This window comes from [Brevibacterium] flavum, assembly GCF_019317305.1.
In the GTDB taxonomy this organism is placed as follows: domain Bacteria; phylum Actinomycetota; class Actinomycetes; order Mycobacteriales; family Mycobacteriaceae; genus Corynebacterium; species Corynebacterium glutamicum.
This window is the reverse complement of sequence record NZ_CP079240.1, coordinates 2,020,191-2,040,315: the sequence shown is the minus strand read 5'-3', so window position 1 is coordinate 2,040,315 and position 20,125 is coordinate 2,020,191. Positions and strand designations below refer to the sequence as shown.

The following is a 20,125-nucleotide window of genomic DNA, read 5'->3' as shown; positions in this document are numbered from 1 at the left end:
GGCGTCGTGAGTGAGTTTGTGGATCCATTCGCAGTCCAGTTCTTCAACGATGGTGAAGGGTCGACGTTCACTATCCCAGAGGAGCAACGCTCAGGCAGATACCCGCGATACGGAGTCCAATTAAGTCCTGGCCTTTGGCAAATCATTGTGGATTGGCCAGGATTTGAGGGCGTCACTCTCGCCGGCCATTACCTTTCGTCGACAGGGTGGCAGTCGATTCCGATCAAAAACATTCCTCAAGGCACACCACCTGATGGGGAAACGAAGCAAACGATGGGACGTATCTCTGTTAGCCCTGGCGATGATCTCGTAATCCGCCTATGGAGGGTAGGAAATATCACCGAGCCGCATGTCACTGGCTCGGTGATGTGCATCCCTACACCAAGCAAAACCGCAGGAGGTTAGGAGGAAGAGGAACCGAAGGAACGGTCAGAAGGAGCTGGTTCTTCTGGGACATATGGCTCTTCGTATGGTGCGGCGTTGAATTTTGCTGTCACTGCTTGTGAAGTGCCGTCTGGGTAAAGGGCCAGGACTTCGAGTGCAGCGTATGCCCAATCATCTGGCGCTGTAGTGGTGATCTGTCCAGTTGAATTATCAATGGAGAATTCCCATCCCTGTTCACGTAAGTTCGTGAGGTTTTCTGACTGGATGAACGTGTATGTAGTTCCCTTTGCGCGGGTGCTGTTGATCGTTGGTGAGATAGTTTTGGTTTCTCCAAGGATCAGCTGGGTATCGCTGTAAGTAGATGCTTTGACTTGAGCCAGGGTCGGGAAAATGGTGATTTGGACTTCGGCAATGTCTTGTGAGCCGTCAGGGTACTGTACGAGGACTCGAGCAGTTGTGGTGTTTCCACCATCCTTGTAGCTGACTGAGTTAGATTGTTGCGCTGCCAAATTGTGATGGTATTCCCACTTGCTCGTATTTGTATTCCAGCTTTGAGAATAGTGTAATGAGAATAGGACTCCGTTATGATCTCTTAAGTTGTCTTTGATATTGGCATCGAGGAGATGAAATGTCGTTCCTTCAGGCATTTCGTCGTCATTGTAGAAGTAAGTGTGTCCATAACTTTCATCTGTCCGATTAAAGGTTAAGTCTTGTGCGTAGGGCTCGTATTGATCGGCCATCGTTTGGGCTTCAACAGCAATTGCCATTGACGGAGCGATTGTCATAGCGCTGCCGAAGGTAAGGCTCACTGCGGCGAGGAGGGTGAGTGCCCGGGTCGTCTTTTTCATGACGAGGTTCCTTTCAGGAATGAGGTATAAAGCTGTGACTATTTAATCAGATTAGTTTCCTCGGGTAGTAAGTTTTGTGTCTGCTACCCCAATACATCAACCCCGTACCCACTTGGTGCGGGGTTTTCTCATGCAACAAACAATAAGGAAGGAGGTGCCACGATGGCACCTACGATCAGAGACTGGACATCGAAGTTCCTCTTCGGTGGCCCACGAAGCACAGCAAATCTCATTGGTGTGTGTATTCACACCACCGAAAATGACCCGAGTACGCCCGCTGAGAACGTCGCAAACTACCAGCTGAATACTCAGTCAGGTAGCTACAACACCTTGGCTGACCGAAAGGGAATCCTCCGAGAGAACACCGCTGACTGGATCACGTGGTCGACCGGAAATAAGGGCAACACTCTACTCATGCACTTGTCTTTTGTGGCACGTGCGTCGATGACTCGTGCGCAGTGGTTGGCAGAGGACGCCATGCTTCGCAATGGTGCGTGGGAGGTTGCGCAGTGGTGCAAGAAATTTGGGTGGCCTGTTCGACATGTCGGTGTCGCTGGGCTTCCTGGAATCACGACGCACGACGCCACTAGAGCTTGGGGATCAACGGATCACACTGACCCTGGCCCTAACTTCCCGTGGGACGTTTTCCTGCGGTATGTCAATGAAGAAATCAATGGCGGCACTGCAACTGCACCCGCCGAGGAGGGAACAATCATGGCTGAACTTACTGGAGTATCCGCAACCGCATTGGACATTGTCCGGCGAGGTGTCACGACTTTAGTGACGCCTCTGCAATCGGTCATTAATCCTGCGCGCTCGTTTTTACTCACCGACCTTGTGCGGTTCATTGATGCAACGTCGTGGGAGAACCGGGTGTATCTGCGTGAGCTTCTGCGTTCGCAGGGTAAGGATCCAGATGAGATCCGGGATGAAGCGATCAAGGCTGATCGGGAGGGGAAGTAAAGACCATGGATACTCGAAGCATTGTGAGCCGAGCCCTGGAGGAGATCCAGGCTGAGCAGACTCCTCGTGAGACGAAGGCGAACACGTGGGTGGTGATTGTCGGTGGTGTGCTGACTGTTGTGGCTGCTGGTCTTACTTACGGGTTGGATCACTTGCTCATCCCGTCTGATTACTCAGGCTATGTGGTTAGTGCTGTTGCCTTTATTGGCTATGTGTTGACGGCGTTGAAGATCAGTAAGACTCCGAACAGTGTGACGCCTACGAACTCTTCCAAGGTGTTGAATAAGGTGCAGGAGCTTTTGGAGCAGCTTCCTGAGACTGTCCAGGATCGTGTTGAGCAGGTGCGTTCGGAGTCGACTTCTCGTGTTGAGCAGTGGATCCAAGGGGCGACTGGCGTGTCGGTTGATTTGGACGGGTCAGACATCGTGGAGCAGGCACGGGTGGAGGCAGCCGCTGCGACTGCCGGCCTGACTGGACAGGGCTTGGATCATGCCTACGCAGATGAGTATGTAGGCGATCACCGGGTTGCGGAGTAATCGTCATGGCTGGCTGGCAATCGGCACTATCGCGGGCTGCGCCACGCGTTGCAGCATTGACGTGGGCGGCTTACGCGGTCACGAGAGTGGCGGCCTATGCTTCCACGTCACCTCCTCAGCTTCAACAGGTCCATGAGATTCTGCCACTGTGGATCCCCTGGACTGTGGTGGCCACACTTCTCGTTCTTGGTGGTCTAGTGCCACCGCGCGCCGGGCTTCGATCAAAGGCTCTTGCTCGTGGGATGAGGCAGTGGGGGTCGGTGATCTCGACGATGACATTGGGGATCTGGGCGGTGGCTTTTCTTCTGGCTGATGCTTCTCGTGGTTGGGTAAGTGCCGTGAATTATTTCATGTTGACAGCGTTTGCTGTGCTATCTGGGTGGATCATGAGCCGTGAGGTGGCGAGCGTTCGTGCGGTCCAGGGTGGTGATGCTTATGCCCCCATGGACTGAAAATGCTCTGCTACTTGCTTTGGCAGCGGGGCTACTCGGGATCCTCCAAAACCTTCTAAACCGTTCAGGTAGGAAAATGGAGGTCGATGCCACCTCTGATGATGCTCACGTGAAACGGCTTGGTGAGCACCTGGACCGGCTTGAACAAGCGCAGTTGCATGACCGCCGGCGCATTGATTGGTTGGAAGATGAGCTGTGGGCCGAGCGTGGTGTCAACACGGAGTTGCGGCATGCTCTGGTCCAGGTTGTCGATTGGGGGGAGTCGGTCTCTGAGTGGAAGCGTGGTGACCTCTCGAATCAGGCTCCTCAGGATCTTGATTGGGGGAAGTTCCACAAGCTGTTGGAGTCCCCACGGCCTCGTCGTCCACCCCCTGTTGTAGATGATTGAAATCTGTCCCCACTTGGCCATGCGCCGGGTGGGGACTTCTTCTCGTTTTGGTGGAAGTGGCTGTGATCCAGAAATAGGTACGCAACCAGAGTAACCATGTCACGTCGATTGCGACTGCATATCGAAATCAGATCTCGACGTTGGTCACACAGGTAAAAACTCTAATGGAGCAGCAAGCAGCGATCCAGACCAGACTTTCCGAGATGGAGGAGAAAGTCACGCGTGCTGATCATCGTGGTGATTGAGCTGAGAGGATTGCCCATAAAGCGCTTGACCGGGTTGATGATCACGTGAGCTATTTGCAAGTTCGGATTGTTGGGAGGGATATGCATGATCCTGATAGGACATTAACCCCGTGGGTTTCTGATCCACCGCCACACTTGATTGATGTTGAATGGACTCAGCAACATCGCACTGATTTAGAAGCGCTAGACGATTAATGATTGCTTCCATTACCTCGATAGTAGTGGGAGCTTAAATTCATTGGAGTGGTTCTCAGTCTATTTACGCTTGGAAAACAGCATTGAACCACAGGTCAAACCCAAAGATTAACCTGTTTTTCATGACGATTAGCGCCTCTCACATTTACGTGTTGGGGACTTTCCTACAGGGGTGTTGACCATCGAGGATGCGGATTGTTGAGTTCTTTCTCCAATGGGTGGCCCAGGAGTTCGGGAACCCATTCTGCGATCTGATCCAACACGATGGCGTACCCCACACTTGTGGATCGATCATTGATGCGTTCTCCTACGTAGACGGCGCACAAATCCCAGTTGCTGTTTCCGAAAGAGTTGAACAAGGGACTACCGGAGCATCCAGCCCCGGCAACTTCACTAACTTCTATGAATTGTGAGCCTCGTATGGCAGGAAGTGGAACCCCGCTTAATCTGCGCCGTACATGCCCTGTGCTATAAACCAAATCTGGGCGTATCCCTTGCCCAAGGCTCAGTAACTCTATCGCTGCGTCTTCTGGGTAACCCCATAAGTGATATGTGAGGGACGATCTGGTGTCTCTGTGATTAAAGGAGAAAAACGTTGTCCAGTTGGTTTCCGCGGTTGGAGGAGTGAGCTCAATCAGGGCTAGGTCTTCATGGGGGTGGGATTCCTGTGCGCAAATACTAAAGAGCAACCATCCGCCTTCGACGATGAAGAGGGCGGCTGGTTCGAGCGCGTGTTCGATTACATGTCCCGCGGTAAGGGCGAAGTTTCGCTGCCCGATTATGAAGCCGGTTCCCAGGAATTCTACTTTGCCTCGACTCGTGTCGACGATAGGGAATACGTGGTCTCTTATAGCGTCTGATTGGTGAAACTGCTGGTATGTATTTTCCATTGGGGGTTCCTTCATAGGCGGGCAGGGGGAAATTTGCGATGGATAAAAAGCTATCGTCAGGCGATGAACATAATTGTATTGTGATCTCTTGGAAGAGCGAACAACAATCTCGAAGAGGGGGGATTGCGGTTGACAAACCCCCTTTATATTTTGAGAACCTAAATTGCCTTATTAGTGAAATAATGAAGTTAGATAGTCATCAATGTCAAGAGAGGAGATTCCATGAACGCTAGGCGAAAGTCAACGAATGCTCTTTATTCCGATCGAATTAGGCTGCTGCGTACCGACCCAGACCGGTACTTTCGGGAATATCCAAAACCAGAGTTTGGCTTTAGATAAACTCGAAAGCCGACCACTCAGTCGAAATCTAAGTAAAAATTGCCCCAGTTGCCTGCTGGGGCAATTTTTTATGTCTCTACCCACATGACCGCTTCTTCTTCGCAATCCAGACAGGCGGCAGCAAGCCGGAGTAAGTGTGCGTCATTGTCGATGTTGAGCATAGAGAGCAGCGTCTCGGCCAGCTCCGCTCGTGTGCGGGCGACGATCCAGTGTCGGTCGTCAGCGTCTAGAAAAATGGTCATGAATGGTTAGACTGCGGGACGCCGGAAAAGGTTCCCGCGATCCCGCAATAATCCCGCAGGAGTTTCAAAACTCGCCATATATGGCGAACATGGCGAACGTAGTGAACGCCTGTGACCTGCATGTTTGCCTTTTCCCAGCGTGTAAAAACCCGGCACGAAGACGCCAGACATCATCATGCCTGAGTAGTTCTTAGGTTTAAAATCGCTGGACAATGGGATATTCAATTGTTTGGCTCGAGCTTATGCACTAGGGAATCCCACATTAATCCCGTCTCAATCTTGCTTTGATCTTGCTTTGATCTTGCTTTGATTGGGCGGGATTGCTTATTGAAAAGACGTATTCGAGATTGATCGAATGCGTCTTTTGTCAACCCTTAGTGGGCTCAGCCTGTGGACAACCCTGGATGGGGACTGGTTATCCACAGGTGAGGACTGGAGATGTTTGAAGCCCGCGATAAAACCACGTTGAATCTGAAAGCACAGCTTAATCAGACTTTTAAACAATCGTGGGGGACAGATGAAAACACAAAAACAATATCTGGGCGCGTTCGGGGAAGATGTTGCGCTACAACAATATTTAGATGATCAAGCAACGCTGCTAGATCGAAATGTTCGCTATTCATGTGGCGAACTTGACCTCATTGTTCGCTTGGCAAGCGGAGTTGTTGTTTTTGTAGAAGTGAAGACTCGGCGGGGGTCGGCTTTTGATTCAGCAGCGGCTGTGAACAATCAGAAAATGTTGCGGATGAGGCGTGCAGCTGCACTGTGGCTGGAGGGTAAACCTTATACTCCGATTCGTTTTGATGTGGTGGCAATCGTTTTGGATCCGCACACGGGGCGCCCAGAGATCACTGTTTATGAGGATGTGGAACATGGCGCTCGGTAGAACTATATCCACTGCGCAATTAGGTGTGCAGGCAAAAATCGTTCGTGTGGAGGCTAATGTTGGCCCAGGATTGCCTGGTACCTACATTGTTGGATTAGCAGATACTGCCATTTCAGAATCTCGGGATCGTATTAAAACTGCGGTGCAAAACAGTGGCTTGATGTGGCCAAAGACCAAAGTGATCATTAACCTCTCGCCGGCTTCCATGCGTAAACAAGGTTCGCAGTGTGATCTCGCGATGACCGTTGCAGTTCTCATTGCCCATGGCTCTAACCCCAAAGCGATGTTTCATGCGCAGAACACGTTATTTCTGGGTGAGGTGGCGCTTGATGGAACCTTGCTCCCTGTTACTGGAGTTCTTCCAGCGCTGTTGGCCGCGAAGGAGGAAGGTATTGGCAAGATTGTGATCCCGGAGGGAAATGCCCAAGAAGCAGGACTGGTTGAGGATCCTTCAGTCTTTTTGGCACATTCCATCGACCAGGTCATGCGATGGCTTGATGGGGAAGAGGCGTTGCCTCAGCCTGGACTATTCAATGATGAAAATAGCCTCAAACTGCCTGATATGCGTGATGTGGTGGGACAACCAGAAGCTAGGTTTGCTGCAGAAGTAGCTGCTGCCGGTGGTCACCACATGCTGATGATTGGCCCTCCCGGTTCTGGAAAATCCATGATCGCCGAGCGGATTCCCAGCTTGCTTCCCGAACTGTCGCCCCAACAAATGATCGAGGCGACGGCAGTGCATTCCGTTGTGGGGCGAACCTTTTCAGGGCCGGTGTCGAGGGCTCCGTTTATTTCCCCACACCACAATGTCAGCAAGGCTGCTCTGCTCGGAGGTGGCTCGGGATCTCCTCTTCCGGGTGCTATCAGCCTGGCGCATCATGGTGTGTTGTTCCTGGATGAGGTTAGTGAGATTCCAGCGTCAATCCTTGATTCTTTGAGGACTCCATTGGAATACGGCTCGATCCGCATCATCAGATCCCGCCATGATGTCACCTTCCCCGCACAGTTCCAGCTCATCCTCGCGGCCAATCCGTGTAGATGCGGTGCAGAACAGCCTCAAGAATGTGTCTGTTCTGGCTCAGCTCGCGCGACGTACCTTAATAATCTTTCGGGTCCGTTGAGGGATCGCTTGGACATGGTTGTTGCCACCCACTCTAAAGGTGCAGTGCTGCGTAGTGATGACGTTGAGGCGTCTGCTCCCATTGCTGATCGGGTGGCACAAGCTCGTGAGAGGGCAGCTTTCCGATGGCGCCGTTCTGGACTGGGAAATCTTGTTAATGCACACGTAGATCCACACTTCTTGCGGAGGAATTTTGCCGCAACAGAAGACGCCATGGTGTACCTCGGCGCGTTCCTGGCGGAAGGAGCAATCTCCCAACGTGGCTGCGATCGGGCCATAAAACTGGGTTGGACCTTGTGCGATTTGGATGGGGAACAGCAGCCCAATCTTGACCATATTGCGCGAGCCATGGAGCTTCGGGGCACTACATACAGTGAGGTAGCAGCATGATTGACTCCCGCTTGCTGGCATGGGCGTATCTCTCAAAAGTGGTGGAGGGGCCCAATGCACACCTGCAAAAGCTCCTGAAAGAAGGTCATGATGTAGAGCGGATCGCATTTGGTATTAAACACCGCGAAGAGTGGATTGGCGAAGGTCTGCTGAAAAACACCGATTCCCGGTACTCGATTGATACCGCGCAAACTGATCTGGAAACTATCGCCAAACTCGGTGGGCGGCTCATCACACCTGAAGACGACGAATGGCCGATGGAAGAATTAGACCATGCCTTTGGATTTGCCGCTTCTGGCATGAGTGATCATGTGCGTACCTATCAAGATGATGCGCTGCCACCGCATGCGTTGTGGATTAGGGGAGGAAATCTCAGAACACTCAGTGCACAGTCCGTCACACTCGTGGGCACCAGGGCAATAAGCCAATATGGCACGGAAGTAACTCGGGAATTCACCCAAAACCTTGTGTCACATCAGTGGACAATCATCTCAGGTGGTGCCTTGGGAGTTGATAGCGTCGCCCATAGTGAAGCCGTACGTGCACAAGGCTCCACCATCGCGATCGCAGCATGCGGATTGGATCGCTCGTACCCCAGCCACAATCGAGATCTGTTCAACCAGATTGCCAAATCCGGAAAGGGGGCGTTGGTGAGTGAATATCCACCGGGAACTCCACCTCAACGCCACCGCTTTCTCACTCGCAATCGTCTCGTTGCTGCTCTATCTCAAGGAACTGTCGTGGTGGAGGCAGCCTGGAGGTCAGGCGCGCTAAACACTTTGAGCTGGTGTGCTGGTTTAGGTAGGATTGCTATGGCGGTCCCTGGGCCGGTAAATACTGCTGGATCACTTGGGTGCCACGAAAGGATTCGAAACGGCAGCGCACAAATGGTCACCAGTGCAGATGACGTTCGGTCACTTCTGGGTGCAGTGGGTGCAATGGATAGCCAAACTCAGTATGAATTAAACTTCGCGGCCACTCCAGTACAGGGTTTAACCAGAAATGAGCTGCGAGTTTTTGATGCGTTAGACGACCGAGGAGAGGGGAGGGAAGCGGCGAGTATCGCTACCGAAGCCGGGTTGACCTTGCAGTTAACAATTTTCCTTCTCATTGCATTGAACAAGCGCGGAATCGTGAAACGCGACGGAACTGCTTGGTCGAGAAATGCGGAAATGCCATAAAACCTGGGGGTTATATAAAAAACTTCACAAAAAGTTGCATCCGCATCAACCGAAAGATAGTGTGTGTGAGGCAAGCCTAAGTAAACTTCTTCAAGGTTCGGGCTGGTTCCTTGAAGACGGTTCCGCAATGTGGCTCCACAACTGTGGGGGACATCGCGCTAGGGTTAGCACTATGGGTGAGTCAAAAAAGAAGGTGGCGCGTTCCGGGCGGAACGCGCCACCTTCTAGTATTTCCGGCGCCGACGCGCCGTCCAAGCTGCATACGCTTATCGACGATTTCTGTGAGCATCTAGACCTTGTGGTGGGTCGTTCAGCTGCAACAATTCGAGGATATCGATCAGACCTTTATGCCATGGCCGACACAATCGAAGATATCGACAATTTCTCCCTGCCGACTCTGCGCCAATGGCTTGGTATAGCGGTAGATGAGGGAAGGTCCAGGGCAACACTCGCCAGAAGAACTGCATCTGTCAAGGCGTTTTCTTCATGGGCTCAGAAAAACGGCCACCTCAAAGCTGATGAAGCAGCCCGACTCATTTCACCGAAGATCACGAGGGATCTTCCTAAGGTTCTCGGGGAACAGCAGGCAGGAGACTTTGTAGAAAATGCAGCTTCCACAAATGAAGAAGAGTTCCTGCGTGATTCCGCGATTCTGGAGCTTCTTTATGCCACGGGAATGCGTGTTGCTGAACTCTGTGGAATCGATCTTCCAGACATTGACTACGACCGCAAAATGGTACGAGTGCTGGGTAAAGGAAATAAAGAGCGCGTTGTCCCATTCGGGGAATCGGCACACAAGGCGTTAAGAAATTGGCTAGATGTGCGCGATGAGATGACGGAAGATCCCAAAGCGCTCTTTGTTGGGGTGCGGGGTCAGCGAATTAATGCGCGCCAAGTTCGAAGGATTGTTGATCGAGCGGCAAAAGTCACTGGCGTTGACCATTTGTCACCACACTCGCTGCGGCATACTGCGGCAACTCACTTGCTGGACGGTGGGGCGGACCTTCGCCAGGTTCAAGAACTATTAGGGCACTCGTCAATGCAAACGACGCAGATCTATACCCACGTCAGTAATAAGAGACTGCTTGAAGCGTTTAATAAAGCGCATCCACGTGCCTAGTTAAGAGGTTTAAGGCGAATGGTTGGCCGGGGAAGTAGCGATAGGGGATTGATATACTCTTCACCTATTTTTGCGCCCCACTGAAGTCCAGGGAACTTAGTGGTTGGATGGCCAAGGGTGCCTATGGCATCGCCTTCTTCCACGTGTTCGCCAACTGACACGTGGGCGTGAACTGGTTGGTATGTGGTTCGAACGCCATCGGCGTGATCAATGGAAATGGTCGGAGTTCCAACAACGATGCCGGCAAAAGCGACAGTGCCCGAGCCACTGGCCAACACTGTCTCTCCAATGTTTAGGGGTAGATCCACGCCGCGGTGACCTGGAAGCCAATTCTTCTCGGGCTTATCAAAGCCCCGAAGAACAGGGCCTGCACGGTCACTGTCTGTCGCAGGATTTACGTAAGCGTGGGCCAACGCTGGGGATGTGAGCAGGGTGAGGATGAACGTAAGGGCCAGAATCCACATCAGTCGAAAGGGCATGAAATTCAGCATTGCTGGACTCAAGCGCTCCGTCCACCAAACAATCTGACCCCTGTGGAAAGTGGGGCAATTGGGGTAGTAGTAAAAGACATGTCCTGAAACAATCCACAGCACCTGCGGGAGGGTTTGGGATTGCAGGTCAAAGTATGTAAACTTGTCGGCAGCAGTGTGTCCGAATTGTGTTTCATCATGCCTGAAAGCATGGTGAGGGATAATTTTAACTACTGACTACGCGCGGTGGCGTTGAATACACATTCAACTCCGGAGCAACGAGGTCCCAAACAGCTCATTCGAGTTTTAGGGTGTTGACCTGGGAAACCATCGCTAGGGTGCAGGATAAAAACCTGCACAAATTTTCAAAACCGAAACCCTAAGACTTAGAAAGGGGCTTAACATGGCAGTCGTAACCATGCGAGAGCTTCTCGATGCTGGTGTGCACTTTGGCCACCAGACCCGCCGCTGGAACCCAAAGATGCGTCGTTTCATCTTCACCGAGCGTAACGGCATCTACATCATTGACCTTCAGCAGACCCTGACCTACATCGATCAGGCTTTCGAGTTCGTCAAGGAAACCGTTGCTCACGGTGGCACCGTTCTTTTCGTTGGTACCAAGAAGCAGGCTCAGGAAGCTGTTCAGGTTGAGGCAGACCGCGTTGGTATGCCTTACGTGAACCACCGTTGGCTCGGCGGCATGCTGACCAACTTCCAGACCGTTTCCAAGCGTCTGAACCGCATGAAGGAACTGCAGGCAATGGATGCTGCAGAAAACGGCTACGAGGGTCGCACCAAGCGCGAAGTTCTCATGCTGACCCGTGAGCGCACCAAGCTGGAGCGCGTCCTCGGTGGTATCGCAGAGATGACCCGCGTGCCTTCCGCACTGTGGATCATTGACACCAACAAGGAGCACATCGCTGTCGCTGAGGCTCACAAGCTGAACATCCCAGTTGTTGCCATCCTGGACACCAACTGTGACCCAGACGTTGTTGACTTCCCAGTTCCTGGTAACGACGACGCAATCCGCTCCACCGCACTGCTTTCCCGCGTTATCTCCACCGCTGTGGAAGAGGGTAAGAAGGCACGCGAGGAGCGTCAGCTGGCAGCTGCTAAGGATGCAGCAGGCGACGCAAAGCCTGAGGCAGAGGAAGCACCAGCAGCAGCTGAGGCTGAAGAGGCACCTGCAGCTGAGTAAGCTGCTCTTAACTGCAGTTTCTGCAGTTAGCTGACCAATTTAAAGCCCCCACGACAATGGAACTTTGACTTTTAAAATTTCATCGCCGTGGGGGCTTTTTGGGCAGCCAGCCCGCCGTGTCGCAACGTAATCGACTGAATACCTGTACGATCACTTTTTAGACGGGCGGGTAGGGCTACTGTGCCCTAACCTAAGCTTGTAAAGCATTAATTATCCATACATAAGGAGGATCGCCCCGTAATGGCGAACTACACCGCTGCGGATGTTAAGAAGCTCCGCGAACTCACCGGTTCCGGCATGCTCGATTGCAAGAAGGCTCTGGAGGAGTCCGCTGGCGACTTCGACAAGGCTGTTGAGATCCTGCGCGTCAAGGGCGCAAAGGACGTCGGAAAGCGTGCAGAGCGTAACGCTACCGAAGGTCTCGTTGCAGTTTCTGGCAACACCATGGTCGAGGTCAACTCTGAGACCGACTTCGTTGCAAAGAACTCTGACTTCAAGGAATTCGCTGCAAAGGTTGCAGACGCAGCAGCAGCTGCAAAGGCTAACTCCCAGGAAGAGCTCGCAGCAGTTGACGTGGACGGACAGACCGCAGACGCAGCTCTGCAGGAGTTCTCCGCAAAGATCGGCGAGAAGCTTGAGCTTCGTCGCGCAGTAACCCTCGAGGGCGACAAGACCGCTGTTTACCTCCACCAGCGTTCCGCTGATCTGCCACCAGCAGTTGGCGTTTTGGTTGCTTTCACCGGTGAAGGTGAAGCAGCTGAGGCAGCTGCACGTCAGGCTGCAATGCAGATTGCTGCTCTGAAGGCTTCTTACCTCACCCGTGAGGACGTTCCTGCAGAGATCATCGAGAAGGAGCGCTCCATCGCTGAGCAGATCACTCGCGAAGAGGGCAAGCCAGAGCAGGCTATCCCTAAGATCGTTGAGGGTCGTCTGAATGGCTTCTACAAGGAGAACGTACTTCTTGAGCAGTCCTCGGTAGCTGACAGCAAGAAGACCGTTAAGTCTCTTCTGGACGAGGCTGGCGTTACCGTCACCTCCTTCGCTCGCTTCGAGGTCGGCCAGGCTTAAGGCCACTTGAAGGTTGTGGGTGGGTGTCTGTTGATCCCCACCTCGCCTTTTTAAGTTTTGAAAAAGACTTAAACACTTTAGAAGGTTGCCCCGCGCATCGATTCAGGTGCGTGGGGCTTCATTCTGCGTGGAGTTATTTTTCTATAACTTCTTAACCTAAACCCCTAGTCTTTCCGCATTGAATACAAGGGTCGATGTAAGATCGAATCCCAGGAATAGGGGTGCCCTGAATTTGGGTCTCAGTGGCTTCTTGGTTGCTGTGATTTTTTCAAGGCGTACCCCGTGGCCGATGTTAAAAGCGGTTGGCACAACCCCTACTGAAGGAGAACACCACTGTGACCACCTCGAGTGAACAACCCCGTACAGGATACAAACGAGTGATGTTAAAGCTCGGAGGTGAAATGTTTGGTGGTGGCAAAGTCGGCGTCGATCCTGATGTAGTAGACAATGTTGCACGTCAGATCGCTGAAGTTGCTAAAACTGGAGCAGAGATTGCCGTTGTTATCGGTGGCGGAAACTTCTTCCGCGGAGCTGAGCTTCAGCAGCGTGGCATGGACCGCGCACGGTCCGATTACATGGGTATGCTCGGCACAGTCATGAACTGCCTCGCCTTGCAGGACTTCCTCGGTCAGCATGGCGTTGAATGCCGTGTCCAGACCGCCATCAACATGGCACAGGTCGCAGAACCATATCTGCCACTGCGCGCAGAACGCCACCTGGAAAAGGGCCGCGTTGTCATCTTCGGTGCTGGCATGGGTATGCCGTACTTTTCCACAGACACCACTGCTGCACAGCGTGCGTTGGAAATCGGCTGTGACGTCCTGCTGATGGCTAAGGCTGTTGACGGTGTGTACAGCGATGATCCTCGTACCAACCCAGATGCTGAGCTCTTCACCGAAATTACTCCAAAGGAAGTAATTGAGAAGGGCCTGAAGGTTGCCGATGCAACTGCATTCAGCCTCTGCATGGACAACAAGATGCCTATCTTGGTGTTTAACCTGCTTACTGAAGGCAACATTGCTCGCGCCATCAGCGGTGAACGTATCGGTACTCTGGTCGAGTCCTGATACATTTAGTCTTATAAACAGCGTGGCTTATCTAGGTTCGATTCTAGGATCCATCAGAATCCACGCTGTTAGAAAAACACAGGAGTGAATAAATGATTGATGAAATTCTGTTCGAAGCAGAAGAGCGCATGACAGCAACGGTCGAGCACACCCGCGAAGATTTGACCACCATTCGTACCGGTCGCGCAAACCCGGCTATGTTCAACGGTGTCATGGCTGAATACTACGGCGTGCCTACTCCTATTACTCAGATGTCAGGCATCTCTGTTCCAGAGCCTCGCATGCTGCTGATCAAGCCTTATGAGATGTCTTCTATGCAGGTCATTGAGAATGCTATCCGTAACTCTGACCTTGGTGTTAACCCCACCAACGATGGCCAGGTGCTGCGTGTGACCATCCCACAGCTCACTGAAGAGCGTCGTAAGGACATGGTCAAGCTTGCTAAGGGTAAGGGCGAAGACGGCAAGATTGCCATTCGTAACATCCGCCGCAAGGGCATGGACCAGCTAAAGAAGCTGCAAAAAGATGGCGACGCTGGCGAAGATGAAGTACAGGCAGCAGAAAAAGAACTAGATAAAGTCACCGCTGGTTTTGTTGCGCAGGTCGATGAAGTCGTTGCTCGCAAGGAAAAGGAACTGATGGAGGTCTAGAAGACCTTTATCGCAATGGCTTAAGAATTACGTCGTTTCAACGTCGATTGGGCGGGGAAACGACGCTTTCTTTTGCTTGCAAGAGTGTTTGGAAGAATTTTTTCGAGAATGCTGGCACCATCAACAGTGACATTGTTAGAAACTTCAAGGAGAACCCATGAATGAACCGGAGCAACATCACCGGTCCATGAGGATGCCCAAACCCAAAAATAATGCGGGTCGAGATCTCAAAGCTGCCATTGCTGTGGGTATCGGACTGGGGGTCCTGGTTCTTTTGGGGATTGTCCTAAGCCCATGGGGTTGGTACATCCTCGTTGCAGGTTTTATGGCTGCAGCAACATGGGAAGTTGGTAGCAGACTTAAAGAAGGCGGCTATCATTTGCCACTGCCGATTATGATCATCGGCGGTCAGGCAATCATCTGGCTGTCATGGCCATTTGGCACGATGGGCATTTTGGCGTCTTTTGTGGCCACTGTGTTGGTGCTGATGTATTTCCGAATTTTCTACAATGGCACGGAAAAAGAAGCCCGCAACTATTTGAGGGACACCTCTGTGGGCATCTTCGTGCTCACCTGGATTCCATTGTTCGGAAGCTTCGCTGCGATGCTGTCGCTGATGCAAAACAATTCCATCCCGGGTACATACTTCATTTTGACGTTCATGCTGTGTGTGATCGCATCGGATGTGGGCGGGTATATCGCGGGTGTGTTCTTTGGATCGCACCCAATGGCGCCGTTGGTGAGTCCGAAGAAGTCTTGGGAAGGCTTTGCCGGCTCCATTGTCTTAGGATCGGTCACTGGTGCACTCAGTGTTCACTTCCTGCTCGATCACCACTGGTGGATGGGTGTGATCTTGGGTTGTGCCCTAGTTGTGTGCGCCACGTTGGGTGACTTGGTTGAGTCGCAGTTCAAACGCGATTTGGGCATCAAGGATATGTCGAACCTTCTTCCAGGCCACGGCGGATTGATGGACCGTTTGGATGGCATGCTCCCGGCCGCGATGGTGACGTGGTTGATCCTGAGTGTGATCAGCAGCTCGTATCCGTCGTAAAGCTTGGGCCAGCTTTAAGTTCAAAAAACTTGAAAGGCGCTGAGGTGCATAACGTGTGCACCTCAGCGCCTTTTTGGCTGTCAAAGTTTAAAGGGCTTTACGGATTTTTCTTAACTGGCGACGGTACTCAAACATGCGCACGCCACCAACAAGCGCCATAATCAATGCACCGGTAATGGCTGCTAGTAGGAAACCGATTCCGGCTGGGAATTGGAAGGTCCACGCAAAAAGGTTAAGCTCTACGGTGGTTTGGTTCTGCATGATGAAGACCAACAGTAGGATTAGCAAAAGTGCGCCTACGATGAGAGCTACCCACGTGCCACCGGCAAGTGTTTGTTTTGGAGCCACAACAGGTTCGGACTTCTTTGTGTTCTGCTTCGCCTGACGCTTCGACTCAACGGCAGTTTCTGGCTCCGAGTAAGCAGGTTCTTCTTGAACTGCAGGTGTGTTTGCAGTCACCTCAGGCTCGTCGGGAATATTTTTTCCTCCAAGCGGGTTTAACTCACTGTTACCTTCGTATGCTGGGTCTAAACCGGTGGGAAGGTCGTTTGGGTTGGTCTCAAATGGATCCACAGGTTTGTTGCTCATACAGCCATTGAACTCGTAGAATCACCGTTCCGCCACCCAAATCAGCCCAATAAGTTCAACAATTACATAACATCTGAAAGAATAGGGACATTATGGCTACACCTGTACCACTGGTTTTTAACGCACCTAAGCGTGGCATGCCCCCAACCCACTTTGCGGATCTTAATGATGAGGCTCGCATTGAGGCTCTTAAAGAGCTCGGCTTGCCCAAATTCCGACTCAATCAGATCGCTCGACACTACTATGGTCGCCTCGAGGCTGACCCACTCACTATGACGGACCTGCCTGAAGGTGCTCGTCAAGAAGTCAAGGATGCTCTTTTTCCAACGTTGATGTCTCCTCTGCGCGTCGTCGAAACCGATGACGATACAACTCAGAAGACGTTATGGAAGCTCCATGATGGCACTTTGCTTGAGTCTGTTCTCATGCGCTATTCAGATCGCTCCACGCTGTGTATTTCTTCGCAGGCTGGTTGCGGCATGGCGTGCCCATTCTGTGCAACTGGTCAGGGCGGTTTAGACCGTAACCTTTCAATCGGTGAGATCGTGGATCAGGTTCGTAATGCTGCTGCAACGATGCAGTCAGAGGGCGGTCGTCTGTCCAACATTGTGTTCATGGGAATGGGCGAGCCGCTCGCTAACTACAAGCGCGTGGTGTCGGCTGTTCGTCAGATCACGCAGCCAAGCCCTGCGGGCTTCGGCATTTCCCAGCGCAGTGTGACTGTCTCCACCGTGGGCCTCGCTCCAGCTATCAGGAAGCTTGCCGACGAAGAGATGTCCGTAACTTTGGCAGTTTCCTTGCACACTCCAGACGATGAGTTGCGTGACACTCTCGTGCCAGTCAACAATCGTTGGCCTGTCGCTGAGGTACTGGACGCTGCTCGTTACTACGCAGATAAGTCTGGCCGTCGCGTCTCCATCGAGTATGCGCTCATTCGCGATGTGAATGACCAGGATTGGCGCGCAGATATGCTGGGCGAGAAGCTGCATAAGGCTTTGGGCTCCCGTGTGCACGTCAACTTGATTCCATTGAACCCAACTCCTGGTTCTAAGTGGGATGCTGCACCTAAGGCTCGTCAGGATGAGTTTGTACGTCGTGTGATCGCCAAGGGTGTTCCATGCACTGTGCGTGATACCAAGGGACAAGAAATCGCTGCGGCTTGTGGACAGCTTGCTGCGGAGGAATCTGCTTAAGCCCTCAAAGCTCAAAAGCCCGTTGTTTTTGCAAAAATGCGAAAACAACGGGCTTTTGTCGTTGGTGAGGTGCTCCTGAACATCTGTGCTTCAGCTGGTAGCGTCGCATGTATTATTGGTGCTTTTCACTAATAGCAATGCACTAACGCACATAGCCGCCGACACGTGAATCGAAAGAAGTTCATCTCCGATGACTGATCCTGAAAACTCGCAAGGAACCCCACAGATTTGTCCGACTGATCCGACTACGCAAGCATTAGCAGTTCGGGGCTTAACCAAGTCCTATGGTGATGCAACAGTAGTGAACAATATCAATCTGGACATCCCCAAAGGAGCCATTTACGGCATCGTTGGACCTAATGGTGCAGGTAAAACCACCATGCTGTCCATGGCAACGGGTTTACTGAGGCCGAATAAAGGCACCGCGTGGATTTCGGGTTTCAATGTGTGGGAAGAGCCAAACGATGCAAAACGAAGCATGGGATTGTTGGCAGATGGCTTGCCCATCTTTGATCGCTTGACTGGCAAAGAACTGCTCACATATGTCGGGGCATTGCGTGAGTTGGATGAAGGCATTGTTGATCAACGTAGTGAGGAATTGCTGGAGGCCCTCGGGCTTAAAGAAGCAGCGGGCAAGAGAGTCGTCGACTATTCCGCCGGCATGACGAAGAAGATTCTTTTGGCCCAGGCCCTCATTCACAATCCGAAAGTGCTCATCCTTGATGAACCTTTGGAAGCGGTTGATCCGGTGTCTGGTCGTTTGATTCAGCAGATTTTGAAGAACTTTGCGCAAACGGGTGGAACCGTCGTTTTGAGTTCGCATGTCATGGAATTGGTTGAGGGGTTGTGCGATCACGTTGCCATCATCAACAGGGGAGTGGTGGAGATTGCCGGACATGTGGATGAGGTTCGTCGGGGCAGATCTTTGACGGATGTCTTCGTTGATGCGGTTGGAGGCGCTGCTCTTCAAGAGGGGTCACTATCTTGGTTGGGTGCGTCCGAAGGCCATAGCGAAGGCCAAAATCAGAACGAGGATCGGGCTGAGTAAATGACTAAAACACTTCTGAAACTACAGCTGACGTTGTGGGGAAGAACTATTAAAGGAAATAAAGCGGCAATAGTGATGATGTCGCTGCTATCTTTTTACGCCTTGATGGGTTTGTTTGGTTTCGGCATCTTTTTGGCTCTTGGGCTTGGGCAAGACCACATGGGCATCCTTGCTGGTGTTGTCTCGGTCGGCATGGTGGCTTATTGCATTGCTGCGTTTATGTGGCCGTCAGGTGAGGGGCAGCTGGATCCGACTGCATTTTCCACCATGCCGCTATCGGCGAAGCAATTATTGCCTGGATTCGCTATCAGTACGCTCCTGCAGTCACGGGGGATTATTGCGGTGATTTGTACGGTGGCGACATCCATTATCGCTGCGGTGTTTTTACCTGTTGGTTCGTGGCCGATGATCGTGTTCATGATGGCGGTATCGCTGGTTACTACGTTGCTTTTGGGTGAGTTGCTTGGGGCGTTGACCTCGGGTTCTTCTTCTAGGGTGAGTAATGATCGCCGTACAGTTCTTACTTCCGTTGTCTTCATGGTGTTTGTTGTTGGCTATAACATGCTGATTGGCGCGGATGGAATGAGTCGAATCGATGCCATTGGGGCTTATACAAAGTGGACACCATTTGGGGCGGGTGCAGGTGCTATTGAGGCTTTTGCTGTTGGTTTGTGGGGTGAGGCAGGCCTGTTAACATTGCTGGCTTTTGTTTATGTTGCTGCTGGTTTCTGGTTATGGTCACAGCTGATTAATCGCGCGCTCACTGCGCCGCTGGACCAAGGTGGGCAAGGGCAAAGCGCTAAAGACAGCGCCGGTGAAGGCAAGAAGGTTCTCTTTCTGCCAGGTATTCCTTGGTCAGTTGGAGGTGCCATTTTCTCGAGGTCGCTGCGTTATATGTTCAGGGACTCCAGGTTGTTGGGATCAATGATTGTGTTCCCGCTTCTTGGCGTGCTGTTTATTTTCCAGAGCTTCACCGTTGAGTTTTTCATGATCTATGTTGGGTTGATCATGATGGCAGTGTTCGCAGGATCCGTTGCTACCAATGATTTTGGCTATGACGGCCCTTCGTTGTGGCTAAATATCGTTGCTGGTGTCAAAGCCCGAACGTTGTTGATGCCCAGGCACTGGGCATCAATGCTGCCGGGAAGTGTGTCAATTGTGGTGTTTATGATCATCACCATTGTGCTCGCGGAGAATAAGACCACCGCTGTGCTGATCTGTTTTATTGGCCTGGGGATCTTTATCTCCAGTGCGGCTGTAGCGTTGTTGGTCACCACATTTAATCCGTATCCGACTTCTAAGCCAGGCACGAGTCCTTGGGGCGATCGAAGTGGCTATTCCGGTGCTGCGTTTGTGGGAGCATTTGCCGCACTGTTACTGGGATGGATCCCAACGATTCCTACTATCGCATTGGGTATCTTTGGTCTGGTTACCGATCAGATGTGGATGATCATCCTCTCGGAGGTGCTGGCCATTATTCTCCCAGTAGCTGTGTACATCGGCGTTGCTAAGGTGTGTATTCGCAAGGTGGAGAAGGATCTTCCGGAGATCTTCGACAAGGTGAAAACTCACGTGAAATAGAAAAATGCGGGTGCTTCGAGAAAATCTCGAAG

Annotated in this window: 24 protein-coding genes and 1 pseudogene; 18 read left to right on the top strand and 7 right to left on the bottom strand. The window is 52.0% G+C overall.

Annotated elements, in window-relative coordinates; genetic code table 11:
* Positions 1-6 precede the first annotated feature (6 nt).
* Entirely contained in the window at positions 7-405 is a 399-nt protein-coding gene (locus tag KW808_RS09830; RefSeq protein WP_003861770.1) for a hypothetical protein, read from the top strand.
* Here KW808_RS09830 and KW808_RS09825 read toward each other — a convergent pair.
* Positions 402-1,232, bottom strand: coding sequence for a Rib/alpha-like domain-containing protein (locus KW808_RS09825; RefSeq protein WP_003861767.1), 831 nt, complete (start codon positions 1,230-1,232; stop codon positions 402-404). The two genes, KW808_RS09830 and KW808_RS09825, sit on opposite strands and share 4 nt — an antisense overlap.
* A gap of 162 nt (positions 1,233-1,394) precedes the next feature.
* Between KW808_RS09825 and KW808_RS09820 the strand changes: the two genes are divergently transcribed.
* From KW808_RS09820 to KW808_RS09805, 4 genes are read left to right on the top strand one after another with little or no spacing between them, the layout of a single operon-like run.
* Positions 1,395-2,195, top strand: coding sequence for a peptidoglycan recognition protein family protein (locus KW808_RS09820; protein ID WP_003861765.1), 801 nt, complete (start codon positions 1,395-1,397; stop codon positions 2,193-2,195).
* A 5-nt stretch (positions 2,196-2,200) separates the two neighbouring features.
* The gene (locus KW808_RS09815) at positions 2,201-2,731 is read left to right on the top strand and encodes a hypothetical protein (RefSeq protein WP_003861763.1); all 531 of its coding nucleotides are present in this window, start codon (positions 2,201-2,203) and stop codon (positions 2,729-2,731) included.
* 5 nt (positions 2,732-2,736) lie between these two features.
* Positions 2,737-3,183, top strand: a complete 447-nt coding sequence (locus KW808_RS09810) for a hypothetical protein (RefSeq protein WP_003861761.1) — start codon at positions 2,737-2,739, stop codon at positions 3,181-3,183.
* A complete protein-coding gene (locus KW808_RS09805; protein WP_230622953.1) occupies positions 3,167-3,571 on the top strand; it encodes a hypothetical protein in 405 nt (134 codons plus the stop codon). The genes KW808_RS09810 and KW808_RS09805 overlap by 17 nt, the downstream gene beginning before the upstream one ends.
* A gap of 216 nt (positions 3,572-3,787) precedes the next feature.
* On the opposite strand, the gene KW808_RS09800 is transcribed toward KW808_RS09805, so the two are convergent.
* The 3 genes and pseudogenes from KW808_RS09800 to KW808_RS09790 form a co-directional block, all read right to left on the bottom strand.
* Positions 3,788-4,024, bottom strand: coding sequence for a hypothetical protein (locus KW808_RS09800; protein WP_144290590.1), 237 nt, complete (start codon positions 4,022-4,024; stop codon positions 3,788-3,790).
* 151 nt (positions 4,025-4,175) lie between these two features.
* Entirely contained in the window at positions 4,176-4,370 is a 195-nt protein-coding gene (locus KW808_RS09795) for a hypothetical protein (RefSeq protein WP_230622952.1), read from the bottom strand.
* A gap of 42 nt (positions 4,371-4,412) precedes the next feature.
* Positions 4,413-4,751 (bottom strand): annotated as a pseudogene (locus tag KW808_RS09790) (hypothetical protein); the annotation flags it as partial.
* Between KW808_RS09790 and KW808_RS09785 the strand changes: the two are divergent.
* Positions 4,668-4,871 carry a hypothetical protein gene (locus tag KW808_RS09785; protein ID WP_231640526.1) on the top strand — a complete coding sequence of 68 codons (204 nt, stop codon included), beginning with the start codon at positions 4,668-4,670 and terminating at the stop codon, positions 4,869-4,871. The pseudogene KW808_RS09790 and the gene KW808_RS09785 overlap by 84 nt on opposite strands.
* 437 nt (positions 4,872-5,308) lie before the next feature.
* Here the strand turns inward: KW808_RS09785 and KW808_RS09780 are convergent, their stop codons facing one another.
* Positions 5,309-5,482, bottom strand: coding sequence for a hypothetical protein (locus tag KW808_RS09780; RefSeq protein ID WP_003861757.1), 174 nt, complete (start codon positions 5,480-5,482; stop codon positions 5,309-5,311).
* A 517-nt stretch (positions 5,483-5,999) separates the two neighbouring features.
* Here KW808_RS09780 and KW808_RS09775 point away from each other — a divergent pair.
* The 4 genes from KW808_RS09775 (at position 6,000) to KW808_RS09760 (ending at position 10,179) form a co-directional block, all read left to right on the top strand.
* Positions 6,000-6,368, top strand: coding sequence for a YraN family protein (locus KW808_RS09775; protein ID WP_003861755.1), 369 nt, complete (start codon positions 6,000-6,002; stop codon positions 6,366-6,368).
* Positions 6,355-7,878, top strand: coding sequence for a YifB family Mg chelatase-like AAA ATPase (locus KW808_RS09770; RefSeq protein WP_003861753.1), 1,524 nt, complete (start codon positions 6,355-6,357; stop codon positions 7,876-7,878). Before KW808_RS09775 ends, KW808_RS09770 begins: the two co-directional genes overlap by 14 nt.
* Complete coding sequence (dprA, locus tag KW808_RS09765; protein ID WP_003861752.1) at positions 7,875-9,059, top strand: DNA-processing protein DprA; 1,185 nt, start codon at positions 7,875-7,877, stop codon at positions 9,057-9,059. The genes KW808_RS09770 and dprA overlap by 4 nt, the downstream gene beginning before the upstream one ends.
* Positions 9,060-9,231: 172 nt before the next feature.
* Positions 9,232-10,179 (top strand): tyrosine recombinase XerC, encoded by a 948-nt coding sequence (locus KW808_RS09760; RefSeq protein ID WP_003861750.1) that lies wholly within the window; start codon positions 9,232-9,234, stop codon positions 10,177-10,179.
* Here the strand turns inward: KW808_RS09760 and KW808_RS09755 are convergent.
* Positions 10,176-10,670, bottom strand: coding sequence for a M23 family metallopeptidase (locus KW808_RS09755; RefSeq protein WP_499652011.1), 495 nt, complete (start codon positions 10,668-10,670; stop codon positions 10,176-10,178). The two genes, KW808_RS09760 and KW808_RS09755, sit on opposite strands and share 4 nt — an antisense overlap.
* 382 nt (positions 10,671-11,052) lie before the next feature.
* On the opposite strand from KW808_RS09755, the gene rpsB reads away from it, so the two are divergent.
* From rpsB to KW808_RS09730, 5 genes are all read left to right on the top strand, one after another.
* A complete protein-coding gene (gene rpsB / locus KW808_RS09750) occupies positions 11,053-11,847 on the top strand; it encodes a 30S ribosomal protein S2 (protein WP_003861745.1) in 795 nt (264 codons plus the stop codon).
* A 240-nt stretch (positions 11,848-12,087) separates the two neighbouring features.
* The gene (tsf, locus tag KW808_RS09745; protein WP_003861743.1) at positions 12,088-12,915 is read left to right on the top strand and encodes a translation elongation factor Ts; all 828 of its coding nucleotides are present in this window, start codon (positions 12,088-12,090) and stop codon (positions 12,913-12,915) included.
* A gap of 335 nt (positions 12,916-13,250) precedes the next feature.
* On the top strand, positions 13,251-13,982 hold the full coding sequence (gene pyrH, locus KW808_RS09740; protein WP_006284182.1) for a UMP kinase: 732 nt from the start codon (positions 13,251-13,253) through the stop codon (positions 13,980-13,982).
* Positions 13,983-14,074: 92 nt separating this feature from the next.
* The gene (frr, locus tag KW808_RS09735) at positions 14,075-14,632 is read left to right on the top strand and encodes a ribosome recycling factor (protein WP_040072797.1); all 558 of its coding nucleotides are present in this window, start codon (positions 14,075-14,077) and stop codon (positions 14,630-14,632) included.
* Between the two features lie 157 nt (positions 14,633-14,789).
* Positions 14,790-15,683 carry a phosphatidate cytidylyltransferase gene (locus KW808_RS09730; RefSeq protein ID WP_003857552.1) on the top strand — a complete coding sequence of 298 codons (894 nt, stop codon included), beginning with the start codon at positions 14,790-14,792 and terminating at the stop codon, positions 15,681-15,683.
* A gap of 87 nt (positions 15,684-15,770) precedes the next feature.
* Here the strand turns inward: KW808_RS09730 and KW808_RS09725 are convergent, their stop codons facing one another.
* The gene (locus KW808_RS09725) at positions 15,771-16,271 is read right to left on the bottom strand and encodes a LapA family protein (protein WP_003861739.1); all 501 of its coding nucleotides are present in this window, start codon (positions 16,269-16,271) and stop codon (positions 15,771-15,773) included.
* Between the two features lie 92 nt (positions 16,272-16,363).
* On the opposite strand from KW808_RS09725, the gene rlmN reads away from it, so the two are divergent.
* The 3 genes from rlmN to KW808_RS09710 all read left to right on the top strand — a co-directional run bounded on the left by rlmN (position 16,364) and on the right by KW808_RS09710 (position 20,093).
* The gene (gene rlmN, locus KW808_RS09720; protein WP_003861738.1) at positions 16,364-17,464 is read left to right on the top strand and encodes a dual-specificity RNA methyltransferase RlmN; all 1,101 of its coding nucleotides are present in this window, start codon (positions 16,364-16,366) and stop codon (positions 17,462-17,464) included.
* Positions 17,465-17,654: 190 nt separating this feature from the next.
* Positions 17,655-18,512: an ABC transporter ATP-binding protein gene (locus KW808_RS09715; protein WP_003861735.1), complete on the top strand. Its 858-nt coding sequence runs from the start codon at positions 17,655-17,657 to the stop codon at positions 18,510-18,512.
* On the top strand, positions 18,513-20,093 hold the full coding sequence (locus KW808_RS09710; RefSeq protein WP_034983796.1) for a hypothetical protein: 1,581 nt from the start codon (positions 18,513-18,515) through the stop codon (positions 20,091-20,093). It begins immediately after the preceding gene.
* Positions 20,094-20,125 lie beyond the last annotated feature (32 nt).

What these genes read in the sequence shown, in the direction of transcription:
- KW808_RS09775 (WP_003861755.1), top strand. Translation starts at nt 6,000, where the DNA reads ATGAAAACACAAAAACAATATCTGGGCGCGTTCGGGGAAGATGTTGCG.
- dprA (WP_003861752.1), top strand. Translation starts at nt 7,875, where the DNA reads ATGATTGACTCCCGCTTGCTGGCATGGGCGTATCTCTCAAAAGTGGTG.
- rpsB (WP_003861745.1), top strand. Translation starts at nt 11,053, where the DNA reads ATGGCAGTCGTAACCATGCGAGAGCTTCTCGATGCTGGTGTGCACTTT.
- KW808_RS09770 (WP_003861753.1), top strand. Translation starts at nt 6,355, where the DNA reads ATGGCGCTCGGTAGAACTATATCCACTGCGCAATTAGGTGTGCAGGCA.
- rlmN (WP_003861738.1), top strand. Translation starts at nt 16,364, where the DNA reads ATGGCTACACCTGTACCACTGGTTTTTAACGCACCTAAGCGTGGCATG.
- KW808_RS09800 (WP_144290590.1), bottom strand. Translation starts at nt 4,024, where the DNA reads ATGGAAGCAATCATTAATCGTCTAGCGCTTCTAAATCAGTGCGATGTT.
- KW808_RS09815 (WP_003861763.1), top strand. Translation starts at nt 2,201, where the DNA reads ATGGATACTCGAAGCATTGTGAGCCGAGCCCTGGAGGAGATCCAGGCT.
- KW808_RS09710 (WP_034983796.1), top strand. Translation starts at nt 18,513, where the DNA reads ATGACTAAAACACTTCTGAAACTACAGCTGACGTTGTGGGGAAGAACT.
- frr (WP_040072797.1), top strand. Translation starts at nt 14,075, where the DNA reads ATGATTGATGAAATTCTGTTCGAAGCAGAAGAGCGCATGACAGCAACG.
- KW808_RS09780 (WP_003861757.1), bottom strand. Translation starts at nt 5,482, where the DNA reads ATGACCATTTTTCTAGACGCTGACGACCGACACTGGATCGTCGCCCGC.
- KW808_RS09760 (WP_003861750.1), top strand. Translation starts at nt 9,232, where the DNA reads ATGGGTGAGTCAAAAAAGAAGGTGGCGCGTTCCGGGCGGAACGCGCCA.
- KW808_RS09825 (WP_003861767.1), bottom strand. Translation starts at nt 1,232, where the DNA reads ATGAAAAAGACGACCCGGGCACTCACCCTCCTCGCCGCAGTGAGCCTT.
- KW808_RS09715 (WP_003861735.1), top strand. Translation starts at nt 17,655, where the DNA reads ATGACTGATCCTGAAAACTCGCAAGGAACCCCACAGATTTGTCCGACT.
- KW808_RS09730 (WP_003857552.1), top strand. Translation starts at nt 14,790, where the DNA reads ATGAATGAACCGGAGCAACATCACCGGTCCATGAGGATGCCCAAACCC.
- KW808_RS09725 (WP_003861739.1), bottom strand. Translation starts at nt 16,271, where the DNA reads ATGAGCAACAAACCTGTGGATCCATTTGAGACCAACCCAAACGACCTT.
- KW808_RS09820 (WP_003861765.1), top strand. Translation starts at nt 1,395, where the DNA reads ATGGCACCTACGATCAGAGACTGGACATCGAAGTTCCTCTTCGGTGGC.
- KW808_RS09755 (WP_499652011.1), bottom strand. Translation starts at nt 10,670, where the DNA reads ATGCTGAATTTCATGCCCTTTCGACTGATGTGGATTCTGGCCCTTACG.
- KW808_RS09810 (WP_003861761.1), top strand. Translation starts at nt 2,737, where the DNA reads ATGGCTGGCTGGCAATCGGCACTATCGCGGGCTGCGCCACGCGTTGCA.
- KW808_RS09805 (WP_230622953.1), top strand. Translation starts at nt 3,167, where the DNA reads ATGCCCCCATGGACTGAAAATGCTCTGCTACTTGCTTTGGCAGCGGGG.
- tsf (WP_003861743.1), top strand. Translation starts at nt 12,088, where the DNA reads ATGGCGAACTACACCGCTGCGGATGTTAAGAAGCTCCGCGAACTCACC.